A 16,350-nucleotide genomic window follows, 5' to 3' on the forward strand; every position below is an offset into this window, starting at 1 on the left:
TGTAATTACAAAATAATCCCTATATTCGCTACCATTCGATGATAATAGTAAAAACCAAAATAACAATAACCTTATGAAGATTACCGTTGTAGGTGCCGGAGCGGTGGGCGCCACCACCGCAGACAACATTGTCCGCAGGGAACTTGCCGAAGAAGTTGTATTATTAGATATCAAGGAAGGATTGGCGGAAGGCAAAACGCAAGACATGTCACAAACTGCTGCGTTGTTGGGATTCGACACCAAGATTACAGGTGTAACCAACGACTATAGCCAAACGGCTGGCTCCGCAGTGGCCGTTATCACTTCGGGCATCCCGCGTAAACCTGGTATGACTCGCGAAGAACTCATTGGCACCAATGCCAATATCGTGCGCGATGTCGCAGAGAACCTATTGAAATATTCGCCGGACATTATTCTCGTCGTGGTATCCAATCCGATGGATACGATGACTTATTTAGCGCTCAAAGCCACCGGACTACCCAAACATCGCATCATCGGCATGGGCGGCACGTTGGACTCTTCGCGTTTCAGGTACCAGCTTAGCCTTCGACTCGGGGCGTCTCCTGCTGACCTCAACGCTATCGTTATCGGTGGTCACGGCGATACGACCATGATCCCACTGATCAATCATGCAACATGGAATAGCATACCGGTTACCCAATTTTTATCGGAGGAAGAACAACAACAAATCGTTTCCGACACTATGGTGGGCGGTGCAACACTCACCAAGCTTATCGGTACTTCGGCGTGGTATGCTCCCGGCGCATCCAGTGCTGCCGTCGTTGAAAGCATCGTACGCGACCAAAAGAAGCTTTTCACCGCCTCTGTGTACTTGGAAGGCGAATACGGCCAACACGACATTAATCTTGGGGTGCCTGTGGTCCTTGGAAAAAATGGCTGGGAGCGTATCCTCGAACTTCCACTCGATGAAACGGAAAAAGCTGCCTTTGCCAAAAGTGCTGATGCCGTACGCAACATGAATAATGTACTGAAAGAAATCGGGACGCTCTGATCAATGGTGAACGTCCCATTAACGTTATTGAATCTGCAGGACGATGGCTTCCACCTTTTGTTGGAAGTCATTGTTTTTGATAAGCCGTTCAAAGCGGTACTTGACACGGGTGCTTCTAAAACGGTATTCGACAAGGCTACCGTGGAGACTCACCTACACGAGAATATGATATTACAACATACCGATATGGTTTCGACCGGGTTGGGCACCACCTCCATGCAAAGCTTTATCCTCAACGTTCCTGATTTGCAAATAGGCGACCTGCACCTCAAAAACCATGAAGTTGCGGTTTTGGATCTATCCACCATCAACTACGCCTATGAACAATTGGATATCGAACCAGTTATCGGCGTCATCGGTGGCGATATCCTTATGCGCTTTGGCGGGATCATCGATTATAAAAAATTGGCATTGACCTTGCGTAAACGGCCTAGTCGGTTACATTCATGATGCCGTGCATGGTTTCTGAATGCCCGGGAAATGTACACAAAAAGGGATACCGACCGGCAACAGACGGCGCAGTAAAGATCAGTTCACACCGTTCATTAGGATTGACCAAGGACGATGCAAACAAGATGTCCTCGGTATTGGGTACGTACTGAAGTTCAACCCCCCTTGATCCCCGCGCTAATTTCGCTGCCGCTTTGCGGACCGGCTCCAATGCACCGGGTTTTATGATGACCAAATTATGCTGCGTGTAATTCGGGTTGCTGAATTCGATCTTCACGTTGGAACCCGCTTTTACGGTAAATGACTGTTTATCATATAGCAACTCGCCCAATCGTGCACTTATGGAAACAACTTGATCTATCAGAAGCGAATCCTCCTTTTCAAAATCATCTGAATGGGTGGTCGGTGTGGCTGCCAGTTGATGAATAAGCATACTGTCTGAAGCGCCCCACGCCAACGGATCGAAATGGGCTATATACTCATCCTGAAAAACCTGATTGTGGACCTGAGCCAAAATCTTCAGCGCTTGAGAAATCCACTTATCTTCCGTGTTCCGCACATCATTTGTTGCGGAAAAAATTGCCCTTCCGACACCAGGCGTGCTTTCTGCTGCTGTCAGAGCCAAATATCCAGCCAGCCTCACACGGTTATCCGGATCTTCCAAAATACCAGAAACCAGTAGACGGTCTGCCACGAAAGGAATATGGACGGGTAGTACCTGAACTGCTGCTTTTCGCACACCAGGGGCCTGATGCTTCAGCGCCGTCAATATGACATCCAGGCACCGTTGGTCGCTTCCATCCAACAATCCCAAACCCGATAACGTCCAAATCGCATGCAAAGCTGGGCCATTTGTATGCACTTCATCAACAGTATTTTCCTCAATCAGACCAAATAGCTGCTCTGCCATACCGACGAGATTGGACTGAACGATGAGACGTTGCGCGGTAATGCGCCAAAACATATTATCGCTCTGCAAGGCCTCAAGCAGGGATGCCGGACGATCAACGGAAACCTCCGGCGTCGCCGTAGGCTTACTTTGCTTATAAACCACACGGTAAATCCTACCCCGGAATAAATCGCGCCCTGGAATAACTTCCTCCTTTTGCTCTTGGGGCGTATGCTGAATCATAAAATTATACCAATCCAGTACCCAAAGCGCACCATCAGGCCCCACCTTCGCGCCAACGGGACTAAACCAGCTATCGCTGCTGGCCAGGATATTCTTACCGTCACCCAACTCCACGAAACCCGATCCGCTCGGCGCAACTACATGTTTGTGAACCAATCTTCCGGTAGGCTCGCAGATAAACGCAGTGCGATTCCAATATTCACGAGGAAATGACCGCGCCGTGTAGAAACTATGGCCAGTGGCGGCTGTAAAACCACCTTGCACGTCCAACTGGTGGAGTTCCCCGACCAACGGGTGGATTTGATAATGTGAATCGATCTTTTCTATCCCCGGGCCGTCTAGGCCTGTGTTTACATAATACTGTCTGGGAATACCTAAAAAAACGCTGTGCTCATTGTTGGTGCAAGATAAAAAAACATCAAATTCCTCTGAAAACCCCAACCCCCATGTGTTGTTTGAGGTAGTCGCAAGGTATTCGAAATCCTTCACGCCACCGCGTACATCGCGGCCGAAGCGAAAGGCTCCTTGCCTGAATGTGACCGGTTCCCCTCCTATATGACCGTCAAATCCCGAATAACCAACTGTTCCCCAAAGCTTGTTATCCAAGCCATACTGCAGATTGGATGGGCCGGCATGCGTATCGAATATTCCCCATCCAGTCATGACAATCTCCCTCGTATCGGCTACATCATCCCCATCCAAATCCCTCAAGAGCAAGAAGTGAGGAGCCTGAGCCACGATGATGCCACCTTGTACAAATGCAAACGATGTGGGGATATCCAATCCCGCTGCAAAGACCTTGAATTTATCCGCCTTTCCATCGCCATCGGTATCTTCGCAGATTAAAATCCGATCATCGCCTTCGGCCGGCTGGCCGCTTACGGTATTGGGGTAATCTACTGTTTCGATAATCCAAAGCCTACCCCGTTCATCCCATTCCATGGCAATAGGTTTGCCGATATCCGGTTCGCTTGCAAATAGCTCCACTGAAAACCCTTCAGGCAGTTCAATGAGTTCCATTGACGCTTCAGGTGACAATGGAGCTTGAATGATGGCTATGGAATCTTGCTCAACCCGAAATTGCCGGTTGCGGCTATTGCCGTAACAATCGTTCCAGACAACGCACAAACAGACAAAACAACCAATTAACCCAAATCCGCCCGCTCGCATCGATCGATTTACGGTATTCGCTCGAAGTAGAACACGCCCTTTTTGTTTGCTATCACGATATCCAAATCGCCATCACCGTTGATATCCACCACCACATTGTTCAATCCAACCCCCGAATCCTCATCGATGATGTGCATGACCCAAGTCGGCTTATCGCCGGGAACAAACTCCAGCCAGAAAAGTGTAGGCGGAAATGATTCGCCTGCATCATGCCCCTGATGAGCAAAATAACGCATTCCGCTCACCAAATCCATGTCGCCGTCGCTATCAAAATCGACCAACGACAATGCATGGGTCTGTGAATAATCGCTATTGATTTCGCGGAGTTTCCAGGTCGTCCTACCTGCAGGGTCGCGCCCCTGTTCATACCACCACATGCCGTACCGATGGGCTGACGAGCTGATGACGTCCGCATAACCATCGGCATTCACGTCCATGACGTACATCTGCGCAGCGGGCAGCCCAAATTCCGCCCCGTGGAAGGTCCATCCCGGTTGCGTTGGATCAGCAGGTGCTTCCCACCAGCCTTCTTTAATGATGACGTCGTTATGTCCATCACCGTTGATATCACCGAAACCAAGTCCGTGGGAAAAATTTTCCGTTCCCGGCATTCCTTTTTCACTGATTACATAACGGACCCAAGTGGTGTCGCCCTTACCTGAAGGGCAACGGAACCAAACCATTTCTTTGGTAATGGGATCGCCACATAGGATATCCTCACGCCCATCGCCATCTACATCCACGAAAGCAGGTGATTCGTTACTGGCGTTTTTCGCAATGATATGCTGCTTCCAATACCCTCCTGCAGTGCCGGGATTTTGGTACCACCACACCTCCTTGCCTGGAAAATCAACACGGATATAATCTACCCAACCGTCCTGATCGACATCTATCGCAAAATTCAACATCGAATTACTATAGCCCGTCGTACCATCAAACACCTGATCTTCGGGATAAATGTCGTGGACGTTTTTCCAGTCTGGTCCTTCAAACCAATGCGCCCCCGAAATGATATCAACGTTTCCATCGTTGTTAACATCGGCCGCAGCAACGCCTTCCGAAATGAATTCGGTGGTGAGCGTGTGTTTTTTGAAAGCTATTGCCTTACTCCTGCCGTTCTCTTGCGCCTCACCGACGCCAGCGCAGGCCACGAGTAAAATGGGCAAGAGGCCAATAATCAAATGGGAATACTTAAAGCTACTCATCTTCATAAATCTATTTTTTTCCGTCGGCAATACGCCTGGAGACAAAATCTGCCAAGCCAGGCAACTTAGCGTTCTTGGCGAGTTCCGTCGCACGGGTGGCATCTAGCGCGACCAAAGGTTCCAGCGCATACCAAACCATCAACGGAATATTCTGGTCGGCAGCGTCTTCTTCCCACATACTCAGGTTTTTCACTATATCCCACCGCTGTTCAGGTGCCATCCGTTGCAGCGCAGACGCAAGATAAAGACGCACAAGCGCAGATGTGTCTTTCTTTGCTAGTGACTCAAAACGGCCGCGCGCATCGTCAGCTACATTCTTGCCTTCGGCAATCAACTGAATGGCCCACCCACGCACATATTCATCTTTATGATCCAAGAGCTCCAAGGCTTGCTGCGCACTGATTCCCTTGGTTACGTGCAGCGCCCACAAAGCGCGTAGTTTACGCGTAACATCAGGATTGTCATTAAAAATCTTCCACAGGCCTGCATGCACTTCACTATTGCCACCCCGCTCCTGCAATAACCTCCGGCTATGTACCACATAGAACTCATTTTCATTGAGTTGGTATTCCACCAATTCCATATCCGTCTTTTTCGCCAAATCCACGGTCACCCACTTGTCCAGCTTATGACTAATCTTAAAGATCCGGCCCAAGGTCTTGTCGTGCACATCCGGATTCGGGCTATGGCATTGGTTCTTATCATACCAGTCGTGTACAAATACCGATCCACTGGGTGTAATCCTGAAATTAATCCACTGCGACCAAAAATCGTTGGTATTGATAAAGTCCTTACCATGGCTCGCGGTATACCCCGATCCAGAACGCTTGGTGATATCCATGTTGACGCGGAAACCGTTGATGTTATTCATGAAAATCGCATTCCGGTCGATACCCCAGTGTTTGTTGCCCAGGTAAAACATAGCGCCGGCATGAGCATGCCCACCACCCGCGGCGGCCGATCGGAAATTGCCCGCGTGCGGTCCCTGATCGCCTAGCCAATGTACGTGGTCAGCGATAGTCTTAATATCGTCGTACGTATAGGGATTGAAATGTTGGCCGCCCTGTCGGTGGTAACGTCCCCCCTGAATCATGTGGAACAGGTGGGGAATGACGCATACCGTGGAAAAGGCATGTCCATAATCATTGAAATCAACACCCCAAGGGTTACTCGTGCCATGTGCAAACACTTCAAATTCATGTCGTGTGGGGTGGTAACGCCATACACCCGCATTGATAGGCGTACGTTCGTCGTCTGAAGCGCCAGGTTTTCCTACATTGGAGTGGGTAAACACACCATGATTACCATACAACCACCCATCAGGGCCCCATTTGAACGTATTGAGCGTTTCATGTGTGTCCTCATACCCCCAGCCATCCAACAGGATCTGGGGTTCGCCAGCCGGTGCATCCTTAGCTGCATCGATTGGGATGTACATGAGGTAAGGAGCTGCACCCAACCATACCCCACCGAATCCAATCTCGATACCGCTGACCATATTGAGTCCTTCCATAAATACCTTGCGGCTGTCCAGAGTACCATTACCATCCGTATCTTCAAAAATCAGGATTCGGTCCTTTCCCTGCCCTTCTGGGGCACGCACCGGATACGTGTGTGCTTCTACCACCCAAAGCCTACCTCGATCGTCTTGTGTAAACGCTATCGGACGGACGATATCCGGTTCAGCGGCAGCCAAGGTTACCGAAAATCCTTCGGGAGCATCCATTACCTTTGTCGCTTCAGCACCCGAAAGACCGGCATGAGGCACGATATCACGTGGCGGAAGAATAACGACATCATCCGGCCGCAATTCATGGGCATATGTTGGCCTTTCATCATGGAAGCGAAAATCGTCGAAGGAGATATGCGCCCAATGATTATCGCCGATGTAAGCAATTTCCGGTACGGTGCCCGTCTCTTCATCCACCAAGCGAATATAGATTTCCTTTCCCTTATAACGCGTTAAATCAACTACGACCGGCCGGAATGCAACATGTGCCGGGTCCTTAACGTTGTCTTCATTGATATGCCCCGACATCTTAAAAAAGATGGAATCCGTGCTAGCATCCACCAATTCCACGCGTACGCCGGCGAGGGCCCCACCTGAAATTTTGAACGATGCCCATGGATGCGTCACTCCAAATGCAGTAGACGTGAGTGTGCCGGTGGCCTGATAATTCAAGGTTCCTCCGCTGCTTACGTAGTAGTCGCCCGATTGCTTCAGCACCACGCTATCCGGATACCACGGAGCCGGATCGAACGTAACCGCCCGCTGGCCAAATGCATTGCCAGAGGCCTTCCAGTCTTGGAGGTTTCCACGTTCGAAACCAAAATTCAGCGGCCGGCCGTCTTTGCGCGGCGAGACGCCCCAGTTATCGCTTACAACCGCTTCAAAGTTTTCCACGATTTTAAACTGCCCGCGCATCACTTTTTCGTGACCCGGAAGGGTACAAAAATAACTATCATCTGCCTCTGCGACGAATACAATACTCGTGGTATCCCCCTCCTCCAGCATCGTTTCACTTTGCACACCAAGCTCCTCCAATTTGACATCGTGTGCCATCAATTCACCATTGACGAGTGAAATCTTTACTCGCTCACCTTTCCTGGCGCGGAGCAGGGGATTCCGCTGTCCGTCGATGTCACCGCCAACACCTGTATAACCAATCATCTTGGCGTTCAGCACATATTCTCGATCTATTTGCTGTGAATCTTCGGATTTTTCCTCGGACGCGCATCCCGCAATCAACACGATGGCTGTAACGCAAATGCCAAGGTACCCTTTACGTAAAAACTGTAAGCACATTGTCTATTTAACCTTTTTAATGAAAATTTATGTATTAGTATCCTGTCAAGGTCACAAAAAAATCCTTCAACCACACTTAATTGGTACACAACAAATATAGTAAACAGCCAAATCAAGAATCCAATGCTAACCAATCCGACTCTGACTGTATTTTATCATAAACATCTTTTTCTGAAAAATATAGGCTCACATTCCGTGAGAAAATCGCCATAACACGAATTGCGACCTATGTAGGAGCGCTTCCGATGCGGAAGCGCTCTTAAACGCCCAAGCTACCAACCGGGGTTTTGGATGAGCCTTTCAGGGTTTTTATTAATTTCATCCCGATGCAGCGGAAAAAGGTAATGCTTTGGACTTTCAAAAACCCGGTTTTCAACGACAATGCGTTTGTAAAAAGCATCATCTTGTTTATGCGTCCCTTCATTGATATTCAACGAGTGGATGGGCTGATTTTGTGACGCTTCTGCGTCTTTCCATCTTCTGACGTCAAAGAATCGATGCGTTTCAAAAGCCAATTCAATCCTGCGTTCGTGCTTAATCCGGTCGCGCATTTCCGTGTGGGAAAGTCCTTCGGGAAGATCAGGCAGTCCAGCCCTTTTCCGGATTGCATTGACATACGGATAGGCTTTGGCGGGCGATTGCTCGTATTCATTGATTGCTTCCGCATAATTCAGGTATTGCTCGGCTAGCCGAAAGTAAACCCACACCGATTGATTCACAAAAAAAGAAGGGTATAGCCGGGTGGAACGTTCATTCACGAGTTTACCCATCAGATAACCGGTTTTGCAATAGTCAGACCCAGCAAAACGCCGTCCATCGATACCGTCGTACCAAAAAGCCAGTTCATGTGGTGTTCCATCTTGGTTGGTTTTCCAATACTGTCCTGGAAAATTGATGCTTGCATAAAAACGGGGCTCGCGGTTTACAAACATATTTCGTACCCCAAATGGCCAACGTCCCTGTTCATCGGCCGTGGCAACGTAGCCTTCCTCTTGATACTTCGAAGCAGAGTTGATGATTGGTTTACCATCACTGTCGTATCCCAATATCGGTGCAGTACCATCTGCCATCTCGTACGCATCTACCATTTCCTGAGTAGGATTGATGATGGAATAGCCCCCTAAGCTTATCGGATCGTCACACCAAAGATAATGATCGTACTGGTTTAATGGTTTAACGAAAAGTTGTTCTTTATTGAAGTTTGCCGTAAAAATTTCACGGTAGTTTTCTACTTTGTCTGGATTTTGATCATACAACCCATAGCCGCTGGTTTCGGCTTCGGTAATGCAATCAAGAGCAGCTTCTGCAGCGCGTCTCCATTTCTCAAGATCGGACGTTTGTGAGATTAGGGGCCTTCCGTCTGCATCCACAAATCCGGCATAGTCCGTATTGCCGTTATAAAGCGGGCTCGCGGCATACAACAACACCCTTGATTTCAACGCTTTTGCAGCGACACTTGTCGCCCTACCGAAGAGGTTAGTGTTGTTGAAATAGCCTGTGGGCAGGTGTTGCACGGCTATATCGCATTCATTGACGATAAAATCTACACAGACATCTACGGGTTGTCGGGTGTATGACAACAGGTCGTCAGTCATCTCAAGCGACTTATCCAATAGTACAATCGGCCCATATGCCCTGAACGACAAAAAATGATGGTAAGCCCGCATAAAATGCCCCTCTCCTCGCCATCTGGTTTTTAGCTCCTGACTGGCGTTGGGCACCTTATCTAGGTTTTCTAGGAAATGATTCACCTTGCGGACGGCCATGTATGTCTCGTTCCATATCGGCGATCTATTAATGTCTGATGTATTCCAAGCACCCGAATTAATCTGATGGGAATAAGCACCCCCAAAGGCGATTTCCATTTCATCAGAACCGCCGACAAACGGACTCCTCCAAGCTCCGCCGTCGTCGGCAAAATTTGCCTCCGTCGGGCACCAACTGTAGATATGGGCCAGAAACTGATCGGTCCACTCCTGATTCGTAAAAACCTTATCCAAGGTCATGTCCTCATCAGGTGTCTTATCTAAATATTTTTCACAAGATACAAACGGTAGGCAGAGTGTACCGATTGCCATAATCTTTATAATCGTCTTCATTCGAAAATTTTTTATTCTTTAAATGCCTCTTCAACCTGCATTTCTACCGTCCTTTTTTGCAAGACACTGATATAGCGGGTTTCAATGTCATTTTTAATAAGTTAGTTGAACCCCGAAGTTTAACGTGCGTTGCTGCGGGTATCCGCCAGTCCCATAGTTGGACTCCGGGTCAACAATCTTCAGGTGGTCAAAACACAACAAGTTATTTCCGTTCACGAAAAGCCGGAGCCCGCTGATTCGACGGGCCGTCAGACCCGGCGATGAAAAATTATAGGCGACTTCCGCATTCTTCAGCTTGATGTATTCTGCATTCCGCAGATACAGCGTATTGGGCCGGTAGTTGTTGGTGTTTTGACCCCTGATGACCGCAGGGTACCTCGCCCCGCCGTTGTCCGTTGCACCCGGAATCCAACGATTGTCGTAGTACTCCCGAAGCACGTTATAGTTGGGATACTCCAGGCTATAGGGCCACATGCCTTCCGAATCCAAGAATGTAGACGTTCGCGTAGCGCCTGTAAACTGCAACGAAAGCTCAAACCCTTTATAGGCGATCGTACCACCGATGCCGAACATGACTTCCGGCGTGCGGGCGTATCCAATGGCGGTGTAGTCATCCACATCAACTACCCCATCCCCGTTTACGTCCATATATTTAATATCGCCCGGTTGGACAGCGTTACCCAGGTTCTGGGGCACACTGTTTGCCACATCCTCGGCATTTTGGAAGAGTCCCAAGGCAATCAATCCAAAAGGCTGATCTACCGGATGGCCAATAGTATTCAGGTTATCCCATCGCTGAATCGCCTTGTCATCGTCAATGATCGTATTCCGTGCAAATGTGGTGTTCGCTCTGATTGAGTAGTAGAATCCCGAAGTCGTGTGTTTCCTGACTTCCAAATTGAAGTCAAATCCGCGGTTATCCACCTGTCCGACATTAGCCCATGGAATACTCGCAGACGTGATGCCGGTAATATTGGGTACGGTCCCCCGCTGCAACAAAATATCCCGTCGTTTTTCCTGGAAGTAATCACCTTGTAATACGACCGTGCCGCGAAAAAGTTCCAGATCAAGTCCGATATTCGCTTTATAAGACTTTTCCCAGGTGATATTGGCTGCCCCCATTTTAGCCTCAGCATAGCCATTCATCCAAGCCATCCCTTGTCCAAAGTGGTAGCCATTTGCGCCGGTGTTGACCGTGGATAAATACAGGAATCGATCGCCACCGATCAGGTCATTCCCTACTGAACCATATGACCCCCTAAACTTCAAATGGTTGATCGTGTTTGTTCCCCAAAAATTTTCGTTGGAGACCACCCAGCCAAGTGACCCCGAAGGGAAAAAGCCGTAACGTTGGCCTTGGGGGAAATTTTCGGATCCGTTGTACCCGAAGTTGAATTCCGCCAGATAACGTTCCAAATAATCGTAGGTAATCCGCCCTGCCCATCCCTGTCGTCTGTTGGGGAGATTGATGATCGACGTTCCTGCCGTAAGATTCTTAAAATCCCGTCGGTTGAAAAGCAGCATGCCGGTTAGGCTGTGGTTACCGAACGTTCGCTGATAGTTTACCGAACCCTCATAATAATAGGCCCTGTCCGAACTTTGAGCGATTTCATACCCCATCGCACCTTCGCGACGAACGACGTTGTATTGGTCGTTCCCTTGCTCATCCTTTCCCAAATACTGTTTGACCTCATAGGGCTTACGCCGGAATACCTCATTGAAGTAATAATAATCAAAAGAAAATTTTGCGGATAGCGTCAGCCCTTCTATATAAGATGACATATCCCACCGGGAGCCAAACGTACCTTGGAGCGTGTTACGGAATTGCTTGGCGTATCCACTTTGTGTTGCCAGCGCCCAGGGGTTGTCCATCAAATAGGAAACACCCCCTCCCGGTGTCCCATCGGGATTCTTTACCGCATAATTTATAGGCGAGATGCGTTTCATTGCATCGAAAATTGGCTGGGCAGGCGTTCCTGGATACGTCCTGTCCTGAATGATACCCGCTAAGCCAAGATCGACGACAAAATCTTTTGACAAATTAATATCCACATTTGAGCGGAAGTTGTAACGGTCCGATTTGGAGTTTGTACGGTATTCGTATTGCGGGTCTTCTTTGAACAAACCGGACTGACTGGTATAACCTACGTTGACAAAATAGCGCGCAACGTCATTGCCACCTGATACACTGAGGTTATTGATCGTCTGGAAGGCATCTCTTTTGAGCACTTCGTCGGTCCAATTTACATTGGGATATAGGTAAGGATCCGTGCCATCCCGAAATTTAGCAATATCCGCTGTTGACCAAGGCCACGACTCTTCAGGTAAACTGCTGTTCATACTTGCTTCATTCATCAAAGAAGCAAACTCATGACCGGCGATATAATCCGGAAACCGCAGACCGCGCAAGTTTGCCATCTCCGTTCTCAATGTAATTTTCGGACGCCCTCGTTGACCGCGTTTTGTTTCGATCAAGATCACACCGTTTGCACCCCGAACGCCATATACGGCTGTGGCAGACGCATCTTTCAGGATCGTAAAACTCTCTATTTCGGCCGTATTCAACACATTAATATCTCGCTCCACACCGTCTACTAAAACCAATGGTGCCCTACTTGACGTCCCCATTGTAGCAATGCCGCGGATAAAAAGTGCCGCGTTGTCATAACCGGGCTCTCCGGAGGCTTGTCGTGTAATCATTCCAGGCATTACCCCACCCAACGAATTGGACAGCATGGGCGTAGCAATGCGTTGAAGTTCGGATGGTTTTACCGTGGAAATGGCACCGGTCACCGACATTTTCTTTTGCCGCCCGAAACCGACCACCACCACTTCATCAATCTGGGAATCCGAAACCAGTAGCATGGCATCGATTACTTCTTTTCCATTGATAGGGGTAATAACCGTCGTATATCCCACCATACTGAACTCAATCGATGTGGTTTCTTGGGGTATAGCGAGCACATAACGGCCATTCGCATCCGTATATGTCCCTACATTTTGGACTCCAACAGCCTTCACCGTTACCCCAACTAAGGCAATTCCCGCCGAATCACGAACAGTCCCCCTAATATCCCTTTGCTGCGCTTCCATGACCTTTATCGATGGATCTCTGCCAGATCGTTGCCCAACCGGGCGATGGGATCGTGGCTTGATAATAATCGTTTCGCTGCTACCAAACAGAATCTCGATTTTTTGTGGATCGAGAAATCGCTCAAGCACCGATTTCAGGGACGTATTCTTCACATCAAAGCTCACGTTATCGAGTCCGTTCAGCACGCCAGCCTCGGCGATAAAGTTATAGCCTGTCTTTAATGTAAGGCGATGAAATACATGCTGAATCGGCATATTATCGACACGTAAGGTAACTTCCTGTGCTAGACTGGACGCACTTACCTGAACAAAGAAAGCCGTGAGGAATATGAGCGTCAGTTTCATCATGACGATATATTTCAATATGGTATTTGGAAAGGCATTCCTTCCCCACTTCAAATATTTTTTATACATTTGAATCTAGATTACAATGGTTAATTGGAAACAATTGACTACATCTCGGGGGTAGTGAGCGCACCCCCGATTTTCTTTCTGGGTTAGCGTTTTTTTACATAAATCCTCCTTTCATCATGGCCCCGAACCGCAGGCTGTTCGATTAAAAAATCAATTTTGCCTATCAGCTCCAGGTTTTGCAATAAATCCAATAACCCTTTATTCCGAAAATAATTCCCCTGGATCCGAACGTCATGCATATCGTCGTCGTAGCTAAACGTAACGTTATACCACCTCGAAACACGTTTTAATAAATCCGGTAATGGCTCATCAGCAAACACAAACAACCCATCTTTCCAAGCGGCAACGGAGTTCAGATCTGCCTTGGCAACGCTAAGTGAAACATTTCCATCTTTTTTAGCCAATACCGATTGATGACCAGGTTTCAGCACCACGGATGGTATTGCCGTTGAAAACCTAACCTCTACACTCCCCTTGATCACCGCCGTCCTGATTTCTTGCTCTCGGTCGTAGGTATTGACGTTGAATTCCGTACCTAACACCGCAATCGTTTGCCGTCCGTTGGGTGTTACAGATTCCACCAGAAATGGCCGCTTAGCATCTGGCGCTACTTCAAAATACCCCTCTCCTTGAAAGGTTACCATTCGCTTATCGCGTTGAAAAACGACGGGGTACCGCAATTCTGACCCAGCGTTCAATGTTACCTTAGTTCCATCGGGAAGCCAAATCTGATACTGCCCGCCTGCTGGAGTGGACACCGTATGGTAACTGACCCTCTCTCCTACGGCAGCTATGCTATCCATCTTAATCGACTCGTAGACCAATATGCCATCGGCACTTTTCGTCATCCTCACTGAGTTATCTGCCACCAACTCACCAGAATCGATATCGTCCAGAACAATCTTGCTTCCATTTGGCAATGTCAAAATCGCTTTATTGGCGCCCGGAGAAATATCTTTCAAACCTCCTGTCCCTAGTGCCAACAACGATTTCTCCTGCGCTTGTTCCACATACTGGAAAATGAGAATTCCTCCCGTAAGCAGCAACGCAATCGCGGCGGCATACCACCAAGTCAACCGTATCCGCTTTACAACAGGCTTGTCGCTTATTATGGATTCGAGCAACAACCGTTGCCTGTCACGTGGGATATCGGAGAGCGTTCCTTCGTCCAAATCATCCCAAATCCCATCCAACCATTCTTCTACCAGTTGATGACGTAGGTCGTCCGACACAAACAACCGCAGTTCTGCCAGCTCGTCATCCGAAATCAAACGACGTTGGTATTGTTCATACAAAAACTGTAACCGTTCTCGAGTCATCTTTATGCGCTAAAGCTATAATTGGCTGCTTGCTATAATAGAGACCCACAACAGCCGGAAGAGGAGTAATCAAATTGAGAAAAAAATTACATTTGTTGTAAAAGGATCACCAAGAGCAAGACGACCAAATCATGGTATTTGGCCATATAATCCCGCAAAAATCGCAATGCCAGCTGCATATGGGTTTTAACGGTCAGCTGCGAAAGGTTGGTCCGTTCCGCTACTTCTTTATATTTTAGTCCTTCGTTCTTACATAGTTGAAAAATCAGACGCCGTTGTGGCGGAAGCAGCGCGATTGCGCGATCAATGACTTCTTGGGTATCCCTCAAATTGATCCACTGCTCCGTGGATAGGTCAGTAGCGGTACGGTCATCTTTGATTGCTGCACTAATTGTTCGCTCTAAGATGGTTCTTCTCAGCCACTTCAGTGTCAGATTCCGTGTAATCACCCGAAGGTATGCCTCAACACTTTCTATTTTTTCTGGTTCTTTACTTTGCCACAATCTCAAAAACACCTCATGCACCATATCTTCCGCTACTTCTATAGATCTGGAAATTCTGAGGGCGTACGTATAGACTTTCGGACGGAATCGATCATAAAGTACGTCAAACGCCCGCGCATCCTGAACGCCTAGTCGTTCAAGGAGCTGTTTTTCCGTTAGGTTCTGCTTTGTATTTAAAGGTTCCATTCGCTTCAAAGACCCGTAGATAGTATACACTACCGTCCATCGTCCTGCTCAGTCACCAGAACGTATAATTGGCTAATCCAAAGGTATAGTTGATTCTAACGAAAACCTAACCGCATTTTTTCCTAAGCCGACTGTTATATATCACATAACAGAGAAAACAAGATTAGTTATAGGCAAAAGAAAGTCAGAAGGCTGTAATGGTAACATCCCTAAGCTGAATCTTCGCTGCGCCACCTCCATGGAGTTGAAAGGCGATGACGCCCTTTTTGGAAATCGTGGGGTCCTCCTCGATGTAATCACAGGTCTTCACACCATTGATATAGAGCTCATGATGGTTTCCGCGAACTCGAACAATGTAGCTATTCCAGCCGCCTTTATAGATGATATGTTGCAAGGTACTCAAATCACCCGCCACCAACAATGCCCGGCGATGTTCGTCATAAATGTCACCCCAGTGGCCGTCACCGATATCGGCCTGATAGCCGACGATATCGTTGTCTACCACAGATGAACGATATTGAATACCACTGTTGATGAATCCCGTAGCGTGATCACCCGATAACCGGAAGAGGCAACGGAATTCAAAATCCTCATACTCTTTGGTGGTTTGCAAATAGGTATTTTTGGGCACATTGCTCACGCCGTCCCCGCCCGTCAGAAAGCTGTCCGCTACCGTCCAAAAACGGCTATCAGCCGGATCGACCGGCTTCCAACCATTCAGGGTCTTTCCGTCGAACAGCACGACGGTTTTACCCGGCTGTTCACTTTTTGGTGTTTGCTGCGCACAAGCACCCGAAACACCAAACAGGGCGGCTGTAATCGAAAATAATATAAATAATCGCATCTCCGGTTTTACTATCATCTTTTTGTAAACCAATTGGTATTAACAAAATTAACTAGGTAAAGTACGGTAAGCCACGCCTTTGCTATCCTATGCTAACTGTTTTTTATCTGAACAAAG

General features: G+C 48.1%; 10 protein-coding genes. 2 read left to right on the forward strand and 8 right to left on the reverse strand.

What is annotated here, in order from left to right:
• Positions 1-73 precede the first annotated feature (73 nt).
• Together mdh and IEV98_RS14480 are read left to right on the forward strand one after the other, a co-directional pair.
• Entirely contained in the window at positions 74-1,012 is a 939-nt protein-coding gene (gene mdh, locus IEV98_RS14475; RefSeq protein WP_188506695.1) for a malate dehydrogenase, read from the forward strand.
• A gap of 3 nt (positions 1,013-1,015) precedes the next feature.
• Complete coding sequence (locus IEV98_RS14480; RefSeq protein WP_188506696.1) at positions 1,016-1,462, forward strand: retropepsin-like aspartic protease; 447 nt, start codon at positions 1,016-1,018, stop codon at positions 1,460-1,462.
• Here IEV98_RS14480 and IEV98_RS14485 read toward each other — a convergent pair.
• From IEV98_RS14485 to IEV98_RS14520, 8 genes are all read right to left on the reverse strand, one after another.
• A complete protein-coding gene (locus IEV98_RS14485) occupies positions 1,443-3,764 on the reverse strand; it encodes a PVC-type heme-binding CxxCH protein (protein ID WP_443094355.1) in 2,322 nt (773 codons plus the stop codon). The two genes, IEV98_RS14480 and IEV98_RS14485, sit on opposite strands and share 20 nt — an antisense overlap.
• An 8-nt stretch (positions 3,765-3,772) precedes the next feature.
• Positions 3,773-4,975, reverse strand: coding sequence for an FG-GAP repeat domain-containing protein (locus tag IEV98_RS14490; RefSeq protein WP_229738773.1), 1,203 nt, complete (start codon positions 4,973-4,975; stop codon positions 3,773-3,775).
• A gap of 4 nt (positions 4,976-4,979) precedes the next feature.
• On the reverse strand, positions 4,980-7,775 hold the full coding sequence (locus IEV98_RS14495) for a PVC-type heme-binding CxxCH protein (protein WP_188506699.1): 2,796 nt from the start codon (positions 7,773-7,775) through the stop codon (positions 4,980-4,982).
• Positions 7,776-8,047: 272 nt separating this feature from the next.
• Entirely contained in the window at positions 8,048-9,874 is a 1,827-nt protein-coding gene (locus IEV98_RS14500) for a RagB/SusD family nutrient uptake outer membrane protein (RefSeq protein WP_188506700.1), read from the reverse strand.
• Between the two features lie 93 nt (positions 9,875-9,967).
• Positions 9,968-13,381 (reverse strand): SusC/RagA family TonB-linked outer membrane protein, encoded by a 3,414-nt coding sequence (locus IEV98_RS14505; protein WP_229738774.1) that lies wholly within the window; start codon positions 13,379-13,381, stop codon positions 9,968-9,970.
• Positions 13,382-13,464: 83 nt separating this feature from the next.
• Positions 13,465-14,700 (reverse strand): FecR family protein, encoded by a 1,236-nt coding sequence (locus IEV98_RS14510; RefSeq protein WP_188506701.1) that lies wholly within the window; start codon positions 14,698-14,700, stop codon positions 13,465-13,467.
• 86 nt (positions 14,701-14,786) lie between these two features.
• Positions 14,787-15,389, reverse strand: coding sequence for an RNA polymerase sigma factor (locus IEV98_RS14515; protein WP_188506702.1), 603 nt, complete (start codon positions 15,387-15,389; stop codon positions 14,787-14,789).
• A gap of 184 nt (positions 15,390-15,573) precedes the next feature.
• Entirely contained in the window at positions 15,574-16,251 is a 678-nt protein-coding gene (locus IEV98_RS14520; protein WP_229738775.1) for a 3-keto-disaccharide hydrolase, read from the reverse strand.
• Positions 16,252-16,350 lie beyond the last annotated feature (99 nt).

It is taken from the genome of Parapedobacter pyrenivorans (assembly GCF_014636865.1).
Classification (GTDB): Bacteria; Bacteroidota; Bacteroidia; order Sphingobacteriales; family Sphingobacteriaceae; genus Parapedobacter; species Parapedobacter pyrenivorans.